At 57.0% G+C, this 19,878-nt stretch carries 14 protein-coding genes and 2 pseudogenes; 2 read left to right on the top strand and 14 right to left on the bottom strand.

From position 1 onward, the window contains the following. Positions 1-185 precede the first annotated feature (185 nt). Genes EV294_RS06600 through EV294_RS06585 form a run of 4 tightly spaced genes read right to left on the bottom strand, consistent with a single transcriptional unit; the run spans position 186 to position 3,765 of the window. The gene (locus EV294_RS06600; RefSeq protein ID WP_132304950.1) at positions 186-1,418 is read right to left on the bottom strand and encodes a beta-ketoacyl-[acyl-carrier-protein] synthase family protein; all 1,233 of its coding nucleotides are present in this window, start codon (positions 1,416-1,418) and stop codon (positions 186-188) included. Position 1,419: 1 nt separating this feature from the next. After that, the gene (locus EV294_RS06595) at positions 1,420-1,908 is read right to left on the bottom strand and encodes an SRPBCC family protein (RefSeq protein WP_132304948.1); all 489 of its coding nucleotides are present in this window, start codon (positions 1,906-1,908) and stop codon (positions 1,420-1,422) included. Further along, the gene (locus EV294_RS06590; protein WP_132304946.1) at positions 1,881-3,068 is read right to left on the bottom strand and encodes an NAD(P)/FAD-dependent oxidoreductase; all 1,188 of its coding nucleotides are present in this window, start codon (positions 3,066-3,068) and stop codon (positions 1,881-1,883) included. Before EV294_RS06590 ends, EV294_RS06595 begins: the two co-directional genes overlap by 28 nt. Beyond that, entirely contained in the window at positions 3,061-3,765 is a 705-nt protein-coding gene (locus EV294_RS06585) for a methyltransferase domain-containing protein (RefSeq protein WP_132304944.1), read from the bottom strand. Before EV294_RS06585 ends, EV294_RS06590 begins: the two co-directional genes overlap by 8 nt. A gap of 192 nt (positions 3,766-3,957) precedes the next feature. On the opposite strand from EV294_RS06585, the gene EV294_RS06580 reads away from it, so the two are divergent. Continuing rightward, positions 3,958-5,889, top strand: coding sequence for a glycosyl hydrolase family 18 protein (locus EV294_RS06580; protein WP_132304942.1), 1,932 nt, complete (start codon positions 3,958-3,960; stop codon positions 5,887-5,889). A gap of 52 nt (positions 5,890-5,941) precedes the next feature. Here EV294_RS06580 and EV294_RS06575 read toward each other — a convergent pair whose 3' ends face one another. Both EV294_RS06575 and EV294_RS06570 read right to left on the bottom strand, forming a co-directional pair. Beyond that, positions 5,942-7,084 (bottom strand): DUF2264 domain-containing protein, encoded by a 1,143-nt coding sequence (locus EV294_RS06575; RefSeq protein WP_132304940.1) that lies wholly within the window; start codon positions 7,082-7,084, stop codon positions 5,942-5,944. Positions 7,085-7,131: 47 nt separating this feature from the next. Then, positions 7,132-8,262 (bottom strand): glycoside hydrolase family 88 protein, encoded by a 1,131-nt coding sequence (locus tag EV294_RS06570; RefSeq protein WP_207918107.1) that lies wholly within the window; start codon positions 8,260-8,262, stop codon positions 7,132-7,134. Between the two features lie 112 nt (positions 8,263-8,374). Here EV294_RS06570 and EV294_RS06565 point away from each other — a divergent pair, with 112 nt between their 5' ends. After that, positions 8,375-9,250 (top strand): AraC family transcriptional regulator, encoded by an 876-nt coding sequence (locus EV294_RS06565; RefSeq protein ID WP_132304934.1) that lies wholly within the window; start codon positions 8,375-8,377, stop codon positions 9,248-9,250. Between the two features lie 103 nt (positions 9,251-9,353). Here the strand turns inward: EV294_RS06565 and EV294_RS06560 are convergent, their stop codons facing one another. The 8 genes and pseudogenes from EV294_RS06560 to EV294_RS06535 all read right to left on the bottom strand — a co-directional run bounded on the left by EV294_RS06560 (position 9,354) and on the right by EV294_RS06535 (position 19,877). Then, on the bottom strand, positions 9,354-10,907 hold the full coding sequence (locus EV294_RS06560) for an AbfB domain-containing protein (protein ID WP_132304932.1): 1,554 nt from the start codon (positions 10,905-10,907) through the stop codon (positions 9,354-9,356). Between the two features lie 473 nt (positions 10,908-11,380). After that, positions 11,381-12,877 (bottom strand): FGGY-family carbohydrate kinase, encoded by a 1,497-nt coding sequence (locus EV294_RS06555; protein WP_132304930.1) that lies wholly within the window; start codon positions 12,875-12,877, stop codon positions 11,381-11,383. Then, on the bottom strand, positions 12,874-14,322 hold the full coding sequence (locus tag EV294_RS31080) for an FAD-dependent oxidoreductase (protein ID WP_481856050.1): 1,449 nt from the start codon (positions 14,320-14,322) through the stop codon (positions 12,874-12,876). Before EV294_RS31080 ends, EV294_RS06555 begins: the two co-directional genes overlap by 4 nt. Positions 14,323-14,349: 27 nt before the next feature. Further along, positions 14,350-14,844: pseudogene (locus tag EV294_RS31075) on the bottom strand (FAD-dependent oxidoreductase); the annotation flags it as partial. 684 nt (positions 14,845-15,528) lie between these two features. Continuing rightward, positions 15,529-16,041, bottom strand: a pseudogene (locus EV294_RS31070) (FAD-dependent oxidoreductase); the annotation flags it as partial. A 51-nt stretch (positions 16,042-16,092) separates the two neighbouring features. Continuing rightward, positions 16,093-18,252, bottom strand: a complete 2,160-nt coding sequence (locus EV294_RS06545; RefSeq protein WP_132304926.1) for a Sip1-related alpha-galactosidase — start codon at positions 18,250-18,252, stop codon at positions 16,093-16,095. 21 nt (positions 18,253-18,273) lie between these two features. Then, positions 18,274-19,248, bottom strand: a complete 975-nt coding sequence (locus EV294_RS06540) for an ROK family protein (RefSeq protein ID WP_132304924.1) — start codon at positions 19,246-19,248, stop codon at positions 18,274-18,276. Next, positions 19,245-19,877 (bottom strand): D-sedoheptulose-7-phosphate isomerase, encoded by a 633-nt coding sequence (locus EV294_RS06535; protein WP_132304922.1) that lies wholly within the window; start codon positions 19,875-19,877, stop codon positions 19,245-19,247. The genes EV294_RS06540 and EV294_RS06535 overlap by 4 nt, the downstream gene beginning before the upstream one ends. Between the last annotated feature and the right edge of the window lies 1 nt (position 19,878).

Below are 19,878 nucleotides of genomic sequence, written 5' to 3'. Positions count from 1 at the left end.
TATTCGCTTGCGGGCAAGTGATGCTTGCCGATCAGCTTGCTTTTACACTCGGTTGCTTTATACGGTGAGGGATTCGAAGGATTCGAAGGATTCGGAGGATTCGGAGGGTATACATCTGATGCACGCTCAAGAGCTGAAATAGAAAAAGGCAGTTCCCGCTATCCCTAACGGAAACTGCCTCTTCATTATGCTTTGCGGAATGCCAATACCGCATTTACCCCGCCGAAGCCGTAGGAATTCGAAACGGCGGCTTCGGCCTTCACCTCTCTTGCCTGCCGGGAGACCAGATCAATCTCGGCCTCCGGATCAGGGTCGTTCAGATTCGTTGTTGGCGGCAGCCAGCCTTGATTCAAGGAAAGCAGCGTAATCGCCGCTTCTATCGCGCCGGATGCTCCAAGCGGATGGCCGTATAGGCCTTTCGTTCCGCTTACCGCTACCGGGCGGCTGCCGAATACGCTTCGGATCACCTTTGATTCCGTCACATCGTTAAGCAGCGTGGAAGAACCATGCGCATTGACGTATGAGACGTCATCCGGCGACATATCCGCGCTGGAGAGCGCCAGCTTGAGCGCCCGCGCCGCTTGTTCCCCCGTTGGAAGAGGCGCGCTCATATGATGGGCGTCGTTTGTTAATCCAAAGCCAGCCAGCTCTCCGTAAATCCTTGCGCCGCGGGCACGGGCGTGATGCTCGGCTTCGATAACCAGGATAGCGGAGCCTTCTCCCATGACAAAGCCGTCCCGGGTCCGGTCAAACGGTCTGCTTGCGCTCGCCGGTTCTTCATTGCGCGTCGACATCGCGCGCAGCATATCGAAAGCGCCAAAAGACAACGGAGCAAGCGGTGCTTCCGATCCGCCGGCCAGCACGACATCCGCTTCGCCTCGCCGGATAGCCTGCAAAGCCCTGCCGATGGCCACCGCGCCGGAGCCGCAGGACATCGAATTTGTTTCGTTGGGTCCGGTAAATCCGAACTCCATGGCGAGATTGCAGGAGGCTGCACCGCCAAATACGGAGAATCCAAGCGTTGGGGACACCGAACGGAAGCCGCCTTGGAAATATTGCCCGCATTGCTCCTCCGCAAAAGCGATCCCGCCTAGAGCCGAGCCCATAAAGACGCCTGCCCGCTCGGTTTCCAGATCCTCCGCATCCAGTCCGGCATCGCGAAGCGCCATAATGCCGCCGGCTACGGCAAGCTGGGAGTATCGGTCCATCCGGTGCGCCCGCTTCTTGTCCATGAAAGCCGTCGCTTCGAAATGCGGAATTTGCGCGGCGATCCGGCTGCGAAGCCCCTCCGGTGCGAATCGATCGATCGGTTTGACGGCGCTTTCCCCCCGCTGCACGCCCGCCCATAGCGCTTCGACTCCTATGCCAATCGGGGTTACGCAGCCGATGCCGGTTACCACCGCTCTAATCTCGTTCATATTAGCCCACCTCTTCCTGGATGTCTTGCTGGTTCCCACGCTCTTCGATCCGCTGTTTCAAGCCCTGCAAAGTCCGGTCTGCAATTGCATAAACGAATACCTCGCCGATCATGTCGGCTGCCAGTCTTCTTCCCAGCGGCGGCTGCAGCCAGCGGTGGATGATCGTCACCTTGACCTGATCCTTTTCATCCAGAGCTTCTATCAGCCATTCGACTTCCATTCCGGTCGTAACGCCGCGAATATGCTTGTAATACACCGAGCATAACCGCTCGTCCACCTTCATTTCGCTAACCCACCAGACCGGCCATTTAAACGGCTTAAACGGTCTTACCGCCCGCATCATGACAAGTCCGCCCCGATCGCTGCTGCCCTGCTCGAACTGCACTCCGCGGTAATGCGGAAGCAGCGCCGGCCAATTCTCCACTTGCCGGGCATAATCGAAAGCCGTTTTTTTATCGCAATTTATGGTGACTTCATTACGGGTATACATGTATTCGTCTCCTTCGGGCAATCTCCGATGATCTCGGCCAGCTTATTGGTCATCAGCGAGGAAGCGCCAATGACTCGAAGGGCTGAGCGCCATAAGAGAGGATGTCTGCTTAAGCGTTCAATGATGTGCTGCACTCTGGTGCCGGTTGCAAATTCAGTCTGCCGGGCCATTCTATATTGCCGGAGCGGCTCGGGATCGCGCGTCTGAAGCGTCTGTACGATGGCAGGTGCCGCAAGCTCCGCGCTTCTTAATGCCCGGTAGATCCCCTGTCCGGTTAACGGATCGTAATAACCCGCCGCATCGCCGAGCAGAACCATGCCAGCTATGTCATGCGGAATAACCGGTCGGTCGAAGGGACCGCATGTCAGCACGCCGCCTTCAATCTCCGCATCCCGCAGCCGCTCCGCCAGCTCCGGTACAGCCCTCGCTTCGCGAAGAACTAGGCCGGACCGGTCTTTGTCTGCCAATGACGCGGCCTCGGCGCTGCCAAGCACAACGGTCATGTTCGCCTGGCCGCCTCCAATCGGAGCAAGACCAATCACTTTACCATCGCCGGCCGTAAACAACTCGACCTTGCCATTTAGCCCGAGCACCCCGTTCAAGCGCGCCGTAAAAGCAGCTTTGCGAAGCGAACCGTAGCGGTTCACCTTGGCGCTTCTCGCCACAACGGACCGCAGGCCGTCGCTTCCAATAACTAGCGAGGCGCGTATGGTCATCGGCTTGCCTGCCGGAGAGCGGGCGATTACGCCGGCCACTCTGTCTCCTTCCCAGATGAGACGCTCCGCCTTCGTTCGCTGTTCGAATGCTGCACCAGCCCTGCCGGCCTGCTCGGCAAGCCAGTGATCGACCTGTTCCCTGCGGCATCCCGCCCCGTACTGCCCTTCCGGAAATACGGCTTCAAGCGAAGCACTGCCGTTGCTTACTCTCCAGCCTTGTATCGGACTGGACGGGAAATCGAAGGCTTCCCGGGCATGCGCATAACCCGTTATCCTCCCCAGAGCGGCAACCGCGCCCGGATTCAAGGATTCGCCGCAAGGCTTTCGCCGAGGGAAGGCTTCCGCATCGAGCAGCAAGACGCGGACCCCGCTGGCAGCCAGCAATCTGGCGGATGCGCTGCCGGAGGGACCGGCACCTACGACAATGACGTCATACCTATTCATGTCCAACCACGGCTAACCGGAACGGAAAATGTTTATGTACCGCCGCATTCACGCCGGCAAGCTCAACGAGCTCCCGGGCCTCCTGCGGAGTGAAGGAGCGTTGAACGGAGAGCGGTCCGTCATGCCTTGTGACCGGGCTTTTCCATACGAACCTCGCCAGCAGCTTCGCTGCCAGATAGGCGAGGCGATGCCGCTCCAGATCCGTTACGACCCAGCCAACGCGAGTCACGCGGGCCATTTCGGCAAGCAGCTTGACCGCAGATCGCTCGTCCAAATGATGCAGGGCAAGATTGCAAAAAGCCAGATCGAAGCTGCGGTCCGCAAAGGGCAGGTCCGTTCCGTCCGCCTGCAAGACTTCAATGGCCGGATAAGCATTCGTCCGGCGGGCCGCCAGCTGGACGATTTGCGGATGGTTGTCCACCGCGACAAGCGAGACCTTCCTGCCTCTTTTTTCACACCAGCCAACAAATGCAACCGGAAGATCCGCCAGCCCCGTCGCTACATCCAATACCCGAAGCGGTTCGCTTGGCGCCAGCTTGCGCATCAGCCTCTCCAGATGAACAAACAAAGACGGATTTCCGCCAAGATACCGATTTACGCCCCATACTTCCCGGAGACTTTTTTCCAGCTCCACCGGCTCTACGCTATCCCCGTCCAGCCATTCCTTCAGGTCCAGCCGTTCGAACAGCTGTGCCATGCCATCACCTCATCCCGTTTTTCCCTTCATGCCCTTATTGTTATTCTTTTCCACCTCTTTTATCCGTCCATGCCAAGGTTTGCAAATCCTCTGCCATAATTTACACCTGAATGCCGGCTGAAAATCATCGCAACCTATCCCTCTCAATTGCGTCTAATTTTGTAGACTTTGAGAGGAGTGTGGTAGAAAAGCATGTTCAAAAAACTATCGGCGGCAGTTCTGCTTCTGTTCGTTGCCCAAACCATTGGGACGTCTGCGATCAGCATGGCAGCCAGCCCGGTTTCCGGCACAATGACCAAGTATCGCGTCTATCAGAACGATCGTGCATTGCGTGAATTTGCTACCGATAAACAGGCGATTGCTTACGCGTCGGGTTTCGAGTACAGTCATGTGGAAGCGATTACGGGCCGTGAGTGGGTATGGGACAACCTGCCCAGGTACAAAATCTATCAAGGCGGCGAATCCAGCACCAAATGGGAATTCCGCACGTACAACGAGGCATTGGCCGCAGCCAAGAAGATGAAAAACGTACATATCCGGGATTTGGAAAGCCCGGGCTGGATTTATCAATCCTATCCGAAATATCAGCTCTATCAAGGCGACAATACAAATGCGAATTGGGGTTATACGACCCTCGATGCAGCCAAGCAGGAAGCGAAGCGCTGGACAAACGCGCATATTATGGAGCTCAGCTCAAACAGCTGGATCTGGGACAACATGACGGAGCAAACGGAGAAAAAAATACGGAGCGGCAGCCCGGTCTACTCCATTCGGGTAGATCAGGAACCGGTGGATGGGACGAAAACGTATGCTTTTCTGTACGATGCGATAAAAGCGGCTGCAGCCATTCCAAGCAGCACCGTTGTCAATGAGTTATCCGGACTGGTCGTGCATTCCAATGTGCCGTCCTACGATGTCCAGCAAAGCGGCAAAACGATCAAATCCTTTGTCGCTCTGCAGCCTGCCCTGCAATATGCCAAATATTTCGGGAACTCCGAGGTCAAGCATAACGGAACAACCTGGTGGACCAGCGCGCCTTATCTCTCGGTCTATCAAGGAGACAAAAAGCTGAAATCATTCTTTACGCGCTCGCCTGCCGTTGCGTTTGCCAAAGGCTACTCCAACAGCTATGTCATGAACGCAGACGGCCGTAAATTGTGGAGCAATACTAAAAGTCTTGTCTATATGGCATGGAACGGTTCATCCAACAGCCAGACGATTCTGAACCAAACGTCGAAGACGCAAGGGCTGTCCATCGACTCCCCTTCGTGGTTCGAGCTGAAGGATAGCAGCGGCGCGTTAACGGATCTCTCGGATCCGACGATTGTAACTACGCTGAAGGCGCAGGGCATTCAGGTGATGCCTCTCGTGTCGAACGACTTCGATAAGCAGATGACGACGGCGTTTCTTGCGGATTCAAATGCGCAGCAGCTGTTTATCTCCACCTTGGTCAGCAAGCTTGGCTCGCTTGGGGTATACGGAGTAAATATCGACTTCGAAGAAGTTGCCGGTACGGTCCGGGATGAATACACCGCTTTTGTTACCGCTTTATCGAAAGCCGCGCATGCAAAGGGACTGAAGGTGTCCATCGACCTTCCGCGCGGCGACGTCAGCTGGGATCATCTCACCGCCTACGATCATGCCGCGCTTGCTCAAGCGGTCGATACGATCATCATTATGGCGTATGACGAGCATTGGAGCGGAAGCTCTTCAGCCGGTTCCGTAGCAAGCCTGCCTTGGGTGGAAAAGGGCGTTCAACAGTTCCTCGCATACGGCGTACCCCGCAGTAAGCTGATGCTGGGCATTCCGTTCTATGTGCGGGAATGGAAGATTGACGGCTCCGGCAATCTCGTCAGCAACCGCGCGGTCCTGATGAGCGACATTCCGAAGCTGATCGCCGACACGAATGCCGTTGGCGTCTCCGATCCTGCCACTCCCGGCCAGACCAAATACAAATACGTGAAGGACGGCTTCACCTATGTATTCTGGGCAGAGACCGCGAGCAGCGTGCAGGCGCGGATCAACCTCGCGATCAAATACGACCTCGCCGGCGTTGCCGCCTGGCGCCTCGGCTACGAGACAGCTGATCTCTGGACGATGATGCTTCGTTTGAAGCAAGGATAAACCAAACCCCCGGTTCTCGCAGCTTGCGAGAACCGGGGGTTTTTAATAACAATCATTTAAGCACCTTATCTATCGGAAACGGTTTGCCGGACCATGCCTTCTTGGAAGTCCAGTCCGCTTCACCTTGCCAGAACGGGTGATCCGGCTGCAGGCCAAGCGGCAGGAACACGGCGGAGCATAAATACAAGCTGCCTGTCGAGATGTATCCTTCGGCGATATCCTCTTGGTCGCCGCAAAATCCGATCCGCAGCCAGCCTTCCTTGTCGAAGGTTCCGGGCTGCCCGATCATTCGGCGGATAACCGCCGTCAGCGCGCATCTTACTTGATTAGGAGCAATGTCTTCCGGAAGCCAGCCTTGAAGCACGGCCTGCGACAGCAGCTGGAATGCGCCAAACCGGTAAGCAAGCGAGCGCCCGATTGGCGGGAAAGTGCCTTCCGGAGAGATCAAGCGCTCCTGCTGCGAAGCATGTCGGGCCGCCCGGCGGATGGCAACAGTCGCTAATTGCTCCCACTCCGGCAATTCCGTTCCGACTGTCCGGAGAATATCGACCAGCATCGGTTGAATAACGAATCCATTGTAGTAGTCCCAATGAAATTCCGGTCCGTCCCCATATACCCCATCGCCCAAATACCATTCCTGATGCTTCTTCAGAGCATAATCGATCCGCATCGGATCCCAATCCTCGCCTAGTAGATACAAGGCCGTCTCGGTCATGGCTGCGAATAACAGCCAATTGTTATAGACCGGTTTTCTTGACCGGGTCGCCTTCAAGCCGTTGACTACATTTTGCTTAACCCGGTCATCAAGCTTGCCCAGCAGTTCTTGCGGTGCCCGGACAAGGGCATGGGACAAAAAGGCGGCATCCACAATCGGTTGATAGCCGCATGCGAAGTTCATCAGGTCCGGCGAAGCTGGATCCGTTGCGGCATCAATGGCTTCTCTTGCCAATTGCGCCATCCCGCTTCGCAACCTCTCCTCTTCACCCGATAAGCCGGTCAGCTCGAACCAGGGAGCCATACCGGTCAGCAAACGCCCCAAGGCTTCCAGGTATGCATATTCGCCGCGGTCACCCGCCAGCGCTTGGACCGGCATCCTCTCTTTCAGCTTTCGTTCTGCCAAAGCCCCCAGTACCGGCCTTCCGATTCGAAGCATCCATTCTATCCACTGCTCCCGGTCTTTATTACCTTCAGCCATCGTGTATGCCCCCTGCCGACTTGTTTTCATTGCATTATAATTTCGATTTAACGCTCGTACCAGTAACCCGGGATGCCTTTTTCGAGACGCATCAGGGCTTCCAGGTAGAAGTAGTCGCCCCAAATCGTATAATCGTCCGGAGAAGTATTGGTGCGCACGGAATACGATCCGCGGTTCAAGAAGCCTTCCGCCTCTTTCTCTCCGTTCGTCGAGTAATGGCTGACGAGACCTTCCATGGAGCGGATCGCCGCTTGCATCAGCTTTTTGTACGCGGGATCATTGCCCTGCAGGAAGCCGCAAATCTCCAGCATGCCGGAAGCCGCTATGGCCGAAGCCGAGCTGTCTCTTTTGGTCTCCGGCACCTGAGGCGCGTCAAAGTCCCAATACACCACGCCATCCTCCGGAATTCGTTCCGCAAAATAGTTGGCAAGCCGCTTCGCCGTCTCCAGGTACTCCGGCTTCCGCAAATAACGATAAGCTAACGCAAATCCGTAGATCCCCCAAGCCTGTCCGCGCGTCCAGGTCGAGCCGTCTTTAAAGCCTTGATGGGTTCCTCCCCGGCTCGAATCGCCGGTCTCGGGATTAAACCAGAAAGTATGGTAAGAGGAGTCGTCTCCGCGCACAAGGAAGCGGCGGCTCATCTCCGTATGCTGCTCCGCGGCCTCTCTGAACGACTTGTCCCCGGTCTGCAGATAAGCCCAGTGCAATAGCGGCAGATTCATCATACAGTCGATGATAATGCGGCCGCCGTTAACGGGATCATCCTTAGGCCCCCAAGCCTGCAAAATATTCATATTTTCGCGCCGGCGCTTCATCAGAACTTTCGCTGCGTCTATCGTGGTTTGCTTGGCTGCTTCGTCCTTCTCCAATATCCATTGCGCCTTGGCTGACAAGGAATACAAGAAGCCGATGTCATGATGGTCCAAGCTCAAATGGTTCTCAAGCCGGTTCCGGAGACTTTCAACCGTCCGCAAGGCTGCTTCGCGGAATGCGCCGTCAACGGAGTACTCATAGCTCAGCCACAGGATCCCGGGCCAGAAGCCTTCCGTCCAGCCTTCATTTTCGATCAGTACATATTTGCCGCTGCTATTTTCGCTGACATGCGGGAATTTGCTCCCGAATCGTTCTATGTTGGCTCTCGTTACCTGCAGCGTATCTTCAATCGCTTTTTTCCACATTCCGATACCCTCCCGATTAGGTTTACAGCCTCATTATAAATCTCTTAGACTTAAGGCAGGTTGTGCTATAATGTAGCTAAATTGCGATTTTGACCCTGCCGGGAGGTGTGCTGTGCCGACTGTCGTTCAGCCTATGGACCTTGGAGCTAACGCTTTTTCCTTCACTTACAGATACGAGACCCGCAACGAGAATTGGCTGATGCTGCATGCGCATCAGGGGATTGAATTGCTCTATATTCACGAAGGGTCGGGGACCGTAACGCTGGAAAGCCAGCAATATAGGCTTGAAGAGAACACCTTGTTTTGCTTTCAACCTTACCAGCTCCATAAAGTAGATGTGCCTTTACAAGACGGAGCCACCTATATAAGAACAAACCTCACCTTTGATCCCCGCATCCTGACCCCCTATCTGCAGCCGTATCCCAAACTGCAGTCTTTTTTGCGCCGATTGATGAAGGGCTCGCTTAAGCGCCAGGCGTTTACGTTTTGCGAAGACCGGACTTTAGCTAATTTGCTGCAGGATTACGATAAAATGCGAATGGTTGCGGGCGGCGAGCCAAGCGTTGAGGATCGGGTGCTCTTTCTGCTATCCCTGCTGAGGTATCTTCAGCTGCATGTTTTTGAAATAGACGACATACCGTCTTCAACCGAAAAAAACTCGGGACATGTCGAACGAATACTGGACTGGATCGAAACGCATTACCGGCAGTCGCTGTCATTGGAGTCGTTGTCTCAAGAGCTCCATTTATCTCCTTATCATATCTCTCACTTGTTCAAGCAGCAGACCGGAATGACCATTTCCGATTATGTATCAGGCCGGAGGATTCGCGAAGCATGCGCAATGCTTGAGAATACGGACTACTCCATTAATGAGATCGGCCGTATCATCGGCGGCTTTAGCGCGCCGTATTTTTCCCAGCTGTTCAAAAAGCATAAAGGCGTGTCGCCTAACCTGTATCGAAGCGCAGTCAAACATACGTATCAGTAGTCAGACGAGATGCCGGGCTTCTGCAAATAAAAAGCTGCCGGTTCCCGCAACGTCATTAGGTGCTTTACCTAATGACGTTGCGGCTCCCCGGCAGCTTTCCTGCTTAATGGATAATAAACGTTGCATCCTGCTTATCGGCAGTTGCGCTTGACGCGCTAATTGGATCAATGCGCATGCTGGTGTAGCTCAATTGTCTGAGGTAGTACGTTGGGAAGTTGTAGGAGCGGAACGATACTTGCGAAGAATTCGCAAGACCCGCCGTTTGATAGAAAGTAGCATCCTGCTGGAAGGTTGTTGTTCCATCGTTACGGCTTAGCTGCATCACATAATTGTAATGTCTCAGATAATAGCCCGGGAAGTTAACCGATTCGAAGGAGACGCCGGTTGAATCCGCCAGACCCGGTACCATTCTGAACTTGGAATCGTTAATTGGCGATGGATTCGTATCAATCCGGGCCAGGAAGTTGTAGTGGCGGATATAGTATCCGGCATAACGGCTGGACTCGATTTGATGAAGCAGCGCCGCGTCTCCCAGATCTTTGCTTCCGTAAGTTACCGAGTTGTGTCCGCTGCCAAGCGGGCCGCCCGATAGAATCAATACGCTGTGATTGTCCGCAAGAGGCAGGATCGCACGGCTGTAGCCCTGCGGAACCACGGTACTGACCCGCGTCCAAGTATCGGATGCCCCGTTCTCGGAGTTCAGAAACAGCTCCGTGCTGGAATTCGTGGTTACGGCAATGGTTCCGTTTGGCCCCGTCCCCGGCACCCATACCACGTAAGGGGAGCTTGATGGGACAACTCCGTCTCTTGTTTTCAGCAGAGTGCCCGGATCGGTCGCCGCGCCAAAGTTCTCGGGGTTGGAGGAGATTTTGTAATAGACAGCGAAGTTGCCGTTTGGCGACCCGCCGTATTCATAGGTCATGATATAATTGCCGTTCCCAAGCTTGGCTACAGTAGTCATGCCCGGACGTTTCGTCGAATCGGCGAGAGCAATATCTTCAACCGGCGTGCTCCATGCCGTTCCGTTAGTCGAAGTGACATGCACAAGCTTCTGGTTATGCGCGGCATCCCTCTCATCCGAGTAGTACATAATGAGTTTGTTGTTCGCGACCAGAAGGAAGGGCTCCCATACCGGGTCATAAGCACCGCTAGGGTCTGCACGGCCGCCGGTTGCAATGGAGCTTACGAAAGTCCAGGTCAAGCCTTTATCCGTGCTTTTGTATAGATCAAGCTTCGTTTGAGACAGGTCGGAGGGGATCGAGTTCCCCGCACAGAGAAGCGTACCCGCGGGCAAGCTGCCGATTGCTTGAGGAAGCTCGTACAGGAATGGCTGGTACCGCAGTCCCCAGCCGTTTACCGTGTCAGAGACTTCGGAAATTTTGGACCAGGATACTCCGCCGTCCGTGCTGCGATAGACCGGGAACGTTGGCGTACCATTGACATAATGCTCAAAGGTCGCCAGCATCGTGCCATTTGAGGTTCCGTTATACTGCAACCGGATAGCCCTTGGGTACAGCGTGCCCGGCCCCGGATCCGTCGAAGGTGAAGAATACATCGTTGAAGGTCCAAAAGCGTTCGCTTCCCCAACGATCATCAAACAGGCTAATAAAGCTAAGCCTATTGTTTTTATCCACATCCTTTTTATCTTTTTCCCCATTCGCTATTCCTCTTTTCTTGTTTGGGATCGGAAGCGGGATGATTGGCAGAAATCCAGCCTTCCGTCAGGCATTCATTACTGCAAGTTAAGAATTTCGTCTGGGTGATAGGCATGGCGATTCAGTGTGTGGGCCAAAAAGAAGAGGCATACAGACAGGCGCTGCATGGAGCTGTAAGGCTGAGGGTAAGCACCTTTTTAGGAAGCTGCAGACTTCGCTAATTTATGAAAGCGCTTTATATTTTGGATTATAATATACATAAAACATTATTTATATATCTAATTGATTATAAAAACAATAATATTTCAATCTGCTTTCCTGTACCGATCCCAATCCTATCTACGTTCGTAACCTTCACCGGGAGTTGCTGCCCTTCCCGCCAAGGATGCTCCGATATTGCGGGCTGCAAGCCATTATCGCGACATAATACGCAAAAAAATAACCCGGTCTGTTGACCGGGGGCAAAATGAGGTTTTCAATCCAGCCTTGCCTCTGACAACATGCGGCTGTACGTCAAAAAGCGGTGCTCGTATAATTCGCTATACCGGGCATGGCGCTCCGGATTCGGCGTGAAGACCGCCTTAGCGCTTCCTTCGCCGGTATGTGCCTTGGAGGCCTCCTGGAAGGAGGCGTACACACCAGACCCGACGCCGGCTGTTATAGCGGCTCCTGTCAGAGCGGCTTCCGGAATGTCCGGCACCTCCAGCGCGATGCCGGAAACATCCGCCTTGATCTGGAGCCAGTGGCGGTTCCGGACGCCGCCGCCTACGACTCGCAGCCTGCGGATCGGGCTGCCGGACACGGCCTCCGCGCAGCGGCGGATCGATTCCATCTGGTAGGCGTTGCCCTCAAGCACGGCTCGCAAGAGCTCTCTTCGGCCATGGGACTTTGCAAGGCCAATAAAAGCGGCTTTGGCGTAAGGATCGGGAGCCGGTGCCCCGCAGCCCGACAAATAAGGAAGGTAGATGATGCCGCTGGGCATTGGAGAAGCCTCGTCGAGCAGCTCCAAAATACGCTCATAGCCCGCCTTTTCTTCCCCGATCACCTCCCGCAGCCACTCGACGGAACCGCCGGATGAAGAGTGACCGCCCAGCCAGAACAGCTGCCCGGGTACCGGATGCAGCCCGTAAGCCAGCCCGGACGCATAATCCGCCTCCGTAAGCGTTCTCTCCCCAAAACTGCCGACAACCGTTTCGGCCGTTCCCATTGAATTGTAGATCCCCCCGCGCGGCGACAAGCCAACCGCGAGCGAGGCGCACACGTGATCGTGACCGGCCAGGAATACCTGCGTGCCGGCTGTCAGACCCAAAGCGCCCGCGGCCGCTGACGTGACGCTGCCAGCGGCAGAGCCGGTCGGAACAACAGGCGGCAGCAGCTCTTCCTCCAAGCCGAAATGCCGAAGCAGCGGCGCGTCCCATTGTTTTTCCGCGATACGGAAAACGTAGGATCTCGCTGCAAGCGTATAATCCTCCGCCACCTTGCCAGTCAGGCGGCTTGCGATGTAGGAAGAAACCGACAGCCAGACGGCGGAGCGAAGCGAATCCTCGTTCCGCTCCTTCAGCCACAGCAGCTTTGCAAGCCCATATTTGAATGACGGCCGAAGACCGGTCGCTTGGAACTGCTCGAACGCGTCCACTTCATCCTCGATCGCCTTGGCCTGATCGAGCGAACAACGCTCGAACCACGGAAGGATGGGGGAACGCGGCTTTCCCGTGCTCCTGTCCGCCAGCAAACCGCTCTCCGCCATGCTCGTAATGCCGATCGCCCGGACCGCCAACCCCGGTTTTCCCGCAGTCAGTTGGCGGATCATAGCGGCAATATTGCCCCATAGCTGCTCGGGGTCGTAATAGGAAAAGCTATCCGCAGCGGTTCGAATTTCATTCGGCCGGTTCGCCGACGCCAGCAGCCTGCCCCGCTCGTCGAAGAGACCGGCTTTCATATTTGTCGTTCCGATATCCAGGCTAATTATCATACGTTTTCACCCCTTAGAGCCTTCCGCAGCAGAGTTTCGCTGTCCCGCTCGATGTCCAGCTGCATCCCAAGCGGATAGGTTCGTTCGTAAGGCTTCTCCGTGTCCACCCAGCGGCGCCATTGCCGTGCGTCTTTCCCGTCCTCTCGACCGCTTAGCCTACGCAGCTCGAGCAGCGCGCTCTTCGCAAGCAGCGACCGGACGTCTTCTAAATAACGGATCAAAATGTGATAGCCATCGGGACTGCCGCATCTCGCCAACGCCCTTCCGATCGCGAGCTCCAGCATCGACCGGCGCTCCAGGAAGTAATCCGGCTGCGCGCCGCCGCGGCATTGCTGGTCCTTGAACAGTGCAATGCCGCGAAGCCGTTCGAGCGCGGGCAGAGCCCTCCTGTCGCCAAGACGCTCCGCGCCGCGGCATACGCAGTCGACGTAATAGAAGATGCCCTTCAACGTATCTTTGAAATCTTCTTCGTCCGGACGCAGCAGCGCCGACACTCTCTCCCATACCGGAATCGAGCGCGGATCCGCGGCCACTGCGAGTGAATAGAGCAAATAAGTGACATCCGGCATGGCCCCGTGATCGGGCGGGAGCTGCACGTACATAATCTCCGCCGTTCGAATCGGAAGTTCCTCGCCGGTCAGCTCGTTCATGATCGCGTCGACCAGGACCGGCACGCCTTCCTTGGAGCCAAGCATGGCAAGCGCCTGTGCCAGCCGGATGCGTTTCACGCCCTCTGCCCGCTTCAAAGCCTTCTCGACGTAAGGAATGATCCGCGGTCCCGCCGAGCAAATCTCGGCAAACGGAATCTCCCTTCGGTAGACCTCGTTCATCCGCATATTCGAGTATTCGTACAGCGGTTCCTCGGTTTCGATGGAATCGACTAACCGGATAAGCTCATCGTCGCTATAGCGCATCGGGGCAAGCTGTCTTGTAAGCGACTCTTCGGGGATAAGCCCCTTATCAGCCAATACATGCTGTAAAGTACGGATGTCGATGCTTCTCGGCGTTTGCTTCGACCGGACAGCCTGCGCCGCGGCCAGCGCGGCGACGGCCCCCAGGTTCTCAAGATCCGACTGCATCCGGATTGCCGGAAGGGCGTCATGCGTTGCCGATATCGCTTTGCCGACGACAAGCATACCTTCCAGCCCTTTGGGCAGCAGCATGCGGTAAGACACTTCGATTTCCAGGTTCGGCGGAATTAAACCGACGTTAACCCACTCCGCCCCGCTGACGCCTTTCACGTCATGGTTGCTGAAATGAACGTTAACCACATCCGGCCATCGGCGGTGCAGCAGCTGATCGGAGAGGCGCATGACGACATCGCCGATAATATGCCGGCTCTCCCTCGTCGCAACGTAAATGCCGTGATCATGACAAGCGCTGCCGCGTCGGCGGCCGGCCAGAATCGCACGGGTATAATCAAGCGCATTGGATACGTCGACCATGCTCGTAAAATTGTTTTGCAGCTTGCCCGGCGTCTGGAATTGGGCAAGCGAATACCACATGACCGTATGGTCCTTTTCGGAGCCGTATTCGAATGATGCACCCGCCATCGCCGCCACGTCTCCGTCGCCGGTCGAATCGATTACGGCTTGCGCCGTAACCGCGTAAGCGCCCCACCGCGTTGCCGCAACCGCGCCGCATACGCGGTTCCCGCGTTTGACCGCTCCGAACGTAATGGCGTTGAACACCGGCCGGACGCCTGCTTCGTCCGCTTGCTTCAGCAGGGCATACATTTTCGCTTCGAGATTCCATTTATGCCCTTTATAGCGGATGTCGCGCTGCATGCTAAGCACTTCCTCCGCGATCTGGGCCGCATAACCGCCCCGCTTGCCAAACCAATAGCTGTCGACGCCTCCGAACGTGCCGGTGCCGCCAAGACCGGGATTGAGTTCCAGCAGAAGCGTATCCATCCCTTCCCGCGCCGCCGTAATCGAGGCGCAGGCTCCGCTTGTACCGCCGCCGGCCACAAGAACGTCGACCTGCGTCAGCAAGGGAATCGGCTGGGATTGCACGCGAATCGTACGTCCCGTCCCGTCGCTGCCGGTAAAAGCGGGAACGGCTATCTCCCCGTTTTGCGCGGAGTCTGAAGAGTAACCTGCTCCCGAGACGAGCTCATACGTTTCAAGATGCCTGGATTCGGAAGGAGATCGCGCCTCGATCAGCGCGTCCGCGAGACGTTCGCCTGCCAAGGCGGCCTGTACCGGATCAAGCAAAGACACTTCGCAATTGCGGTAGAGACGCGTGCCGAGCGCATAGACGCCGGAGACGGAAGCGGCTGCTGCTTCAGGTCCGAAACTCCCTTCCCGTGATGCTTCCTCACGGATCGGGAACGGGCCGAGCAGTTCATGGGAAGACGCGGTGAATGCGGCCTTGCGGAACGCCGGAACCTCGTTCATCAAATAGGCCGCAAGCCGCATGCCGATGCGCCTCGCTTCAATCTCGCGTTCCCTGTCCGCATCAAGCGAATTGCCGCTGGCAGCGGCAATAACAAATTCCGCCAAGCGATGCTTCTTGCCAAGGTAGCCTTGACGAAGCGTGATTCGGCTGCCGACTCCAATCACCGCCGGAACCGCCAGCTCGGAATCCGCATCCGGGTCAACGCCGGTGAATTCCAGCGTTCGCTTGAATAACGCGGTATCACCTTCCGCATATTCGGGCACCGGCTCGCCGCACAAGGCTGCGGAAAGCGCCGTTTCGGTCACGTCAACAATCAACGGGGAGTAAACCGCTTGCCGGCCCGATTTATTAGCAACAACAAGCCCCGCCGCTTCTCCGGCAGCGTGGATGATTGCGATTGGCAAAGTTGCGTACAACAGCTCAACACCATGCTCCGCGAGCAGATCCTCCAGTCCGCGCTTCAACGAATCGGGGTGAAGCGGCACATAATTCCCTCCCTCCGCAGAGCCTTCTTGCCCTCTCAACGCTTGGCGGATCGGCAGCGGCAGCAGCTTGGGAGGTATGCTTTGCGGGATCGTTAACCACGGTCGGAGCGTTGCGGTCAATTCCCTTCCGAGGTACGTCCTAGGCTCGAGAACGACAACCTTCATCCCTCGCTGCGCCAGCCGAACCGCGCAGGCGATTCCTGCGAAGGAACCGCCGATTACGGCCGCATCCGCCTCGAACAGCACGGGCAGTTCGCCGGCAGGCAATATACCGTTCATCTTCTTCACATCCTTTGCTTTTGTAAGCCCGCATACACGAATCGTCCAAGCTTAGGCTTGGACGATTTCGATCGTGACTTCTCCTGCGGCATGGCTGCAGTCTATTTCGTAATATCCGCCCGGCTGTTCGGTGACGGAGGCTTCCGTCCCGTTAACGCGCGCGCCGGAAGGCTTTTGGTCCGCCGCGAAGGCAAAGGAGCCGCCTTCGATCAGCGTTACCACGGTAACGCCGTCCTCTATGTGATGGCTCTTTACAGCATGTCTCGAAACATACTTGTTCGTCAGGCCGATCGGAGTAATCACGCCGTCTTCCGCTGCCGGTATAAGCAGGTACAGCTTGCACTGCTCCTCCTCGAGCCTGAAATCCGCCTTCTCTCCCGCGGCTAGCATGCGTGCGTTCTTCGCAAAAAAGTCATAGAGCAGCACCGGCCCTTCGGTCAAGCCGGGCACGTCGCACGATGAGACCGTACCATCGGCGGATCCGCCGCCGTCTCCAACATGGAACGCTGCGACAACGCCGGCGCCTCCAGCCGTGTTCCATAGCTTAAGCGGCATGCCGGCATCCGATGGCAGAACGGTCAAGCAATCCGGAGTCGGATTCGCCGTCCGGTCACAGCGGATGATTCGGCCGTCCCGGTAAATAAGAGGCCAAAGCTTGGACGGATCAGTCTTCCCTAGCGCGTCGCTGAAGTAGACCGGTCCGCCGCTGACCGCGCGCAGAACCGCGTTTTGCACATCGTCGTGATTTTGCGTCCAGAACATGTCCCAGTCGCCCCAATAGAACGGGCCGTGATAATACGAGTTGTACGCATTTTGCAGCGCATGCTCCCGGAACCCGCTTCGCTCCTGGGGGACAAAGTCGTCGCTGTTTCGCGAGACGGCAGATACCGGGCGATGCCAGATATTCTCCGAAGCCATGCCCATGCAGTTAATAATCGTACGGCCGAAATGCATCGTTACCGACGCCTCCAGCGCGCTATGCGCCGCGGACGCCGAAGCGCCTACCGGGCGATGGTGGCGCAGGAAGTTGTTCACCGCGCTCTGGCTGTCCACCTTGACGAAATCGACGCCCTGATTTTTCAAATACCCGTGCCAGGCATGCCAGAAGCCAAAGCCCTTTGCCTCGTCCGGATAAGGGATAACGTTGCCCCTCTTCGTCTCAAACAAGAAATCGGCGTATTCGGCCGCAAGCCGGCTGTCCGGATGGATGCCGTTCCAGTAGCCGGCAATCGTATGCCACACCCCGACCCAATTTACCCCAAACCGCTCCTTCAAGGCGCCGACGGTATGCGCGAGGCCTTGCGGGAACTTCTCCTGATCCGCGTCGAAGGCGCGAAGCTTGCGGTCCTCGATTTCCGACCAGCCGTCGTCGATCATGACCCACTTGACCGGCAGGCCGATGTCATGCAGCTCGCCCGCCTTGGCGAGCAGTCCCTTCTCGTCCACCTGATGGTAGAAGGCATCCCAGCTGCACCAGCCCAAAAAATCCAATATTTCCGGATACTCCTTCTTCTGACGGGGCAGAGCCGGGTAGCCGAGCTCGCGAAGCGCCGTATCCACTCCATTCTCAGCCAGCTCATAAGGGTCATCGCCCCAGCTGAGCAGGAACGCGAACGTATCGCAGCGCGTCATGCCGCCTACATGCGAGGAAACTCGGACCTGCAGAGCCTCATTTTCCGACGAGCCGCCAGCGAGATCCGTGCGGTACTTCGGACCGCAAACCGGCAGCAGGTGATAATACGAATCCTCCGAACGCCAGAGCAGCGAAAGCGTGCGGTCCGGCAGCTTCGTAAGGTCCGTATCGAAATGCGGACGCGTCCACCAATCCTTATGCTGGTAATTGGCCAGCACGCCTTCGATGCCTGACGGCAGCCCCAGCTTGATCGTTACGGCATTGTCCGGCGCGAAGGCGCGGTGGTTGCCGAAGTCGTTCTCGGAGACGACGCTGCCGTCCACGAAGGCGAGCAAGAACCGGTCGTAGCAGCGAAGCTTGAGCCGGACAATCACCCCAGGCTGCTCGGCGTCGTCCTGGTATAACCGCTCGATCGCCGTATAGACGCCAAGCGTGTCAGACTCCCTTTTCTTCTCCTCCGATACAAACAAGAGCTCCTTCTCTCCTTGGTCCAGGTTGGCGGTCATGCCTACGCCGCCAAGCCATGTCCGGCATGCGTCGGAAACGGAAGCCGCGGATGAATCGTTACAAGTCAACATAATGGCATTGCCTCCTCATTTCTATTCGCGTGCAAGAGCATATTGCGCGACTGACAAACTTGCCGCGTCTCCTACCGTTTCGCCGAGCCCGGCCGGCACGATTCGGCAAGCCTTAAGCGAGAGCGATAACGCCTCGGCCTGAAGCTCCGCAAGCATGCCCGGATCAAGCAATGCCTGCTGCCTGGCGTAAATGCTGCCAATCACGATCCGCTCCGGATTAAGCACGTCGACGAGAACCGCAAGGCCCCGTCCGAGCTGCCTGCCGACGTTGCCCATCACGTCCAGCGCGAGCTCGTCGCCGGCTCTGGCCGCCTCCCCGACAAGCTTAGCCGTAATGCCGTCAACTTCGCCAGTCTTCGAGCAGAGCAGCGTCGATTTCCCTTCGGCCAGCCATTCGAGCGCCCTCGAGCGGGCAAGCTTAGCGATACCGCCTCCGCTGCAGAAGCCCTCGAACGAGCCGGATTTGCCATAGCCCTCCGGCCCATCCTGCTCCAGACGCATATGGCCGACTTCGCCAGCCATGTCGTTTGTTCCCGCATACAATCGGCCGTCAAGGATAAGCCCAGCTCCCATTCCGGTGCCGAACGTCAAAAAGATCATGTTCCGCGAGCCTCGCCCCGCTCCCCACTTCCATTCCGCGAGGGCGCAGGCGTTCGCGTCGTTTTGCAGCCCGACCGGCACGCCGAAGCGTTCCTTAAAAGGAGTCACGACATCGATGCGGTCCCAGCCCGGCAGGTTAGGCGGCGACAGGATAAGCCCTGCCCCGCTGTCCAGCGGACCGCCGCAGCTGATGCCGATTGCCTGTAAACCGGGAGCATGATGCTCATCCGCGAGTTCCGCCAATACGGCGCCAAGCGCTTCTAGCGCCTCCTGCGGACTAGCCGGAGTCGGAAAGCTGCGCTTCGCAACGATTTCGATCCCGTCCTCGGACGCACGTCCGAGGACGGCGGCGCATTTCGTTCCGCCGATATCCAATCCGCCAAGCAGCGTCGTCATCCGAAGAACGCCTCCTCCAGCATGATGCACAGCGTATGGTAAATCGGCAAATGCCGCTCCTGGATGTCCGGCGTCGATTCGTGCGGCACGCGGATCGTGACGTCGCACAGCGAATGCAGCCGTCCGCCGCTTTGGCCCGTCAGGCCAATCGTCGCGAGGCCAAGCGACTTCGCTACCTGCACGGCGCGGATGACATTAACGGAATTGCCCGACGTGCTGAAGACGGCGAGCGCATCCTCCTTGCGTCCGTAACCGTACACCTGCTGCGCGAACATCATGTCCGCCGCCACGTCGTTGATAAACGCTGTCGCTAACGCGGAGTGGCTCACCAGCGAGATCGCAGGCAGCGCCCCCTGCAGGTGATCGGACAAATACGAGCCTTCCTCCTCGCCGTGGACAAGCAGCTTCTCCCTCTCGGACGGAGGAAGCGGCCGCTTCGACATAAAGCCCTTCATCAGTTCTCCTACGACATGCTCGCAATCGGCGGCACTGCCTCCGTTGCCGGCCAGCAGCAGCTTGCCTTCCTTCTCGTACGTCGCCTTCAGCAGACCGAAGGCTTTCAAGATATCTTCACGGCAGCTTTCCAGCTCCGGGTATTTCCCCATCAATCTCTCCAGCGCATGACTCATA

Source organism: Paenibacillus sp. BK033 (assembly GCF_004345425.1).
GTDB lineage: Bacteria > Bacillota > Bacilli > Paenibacillales > Paenibacillaceae > Pristimantibacillus.
This window is presented reverse-complemented; position numbering and strand designations above follow the sequence as displayed.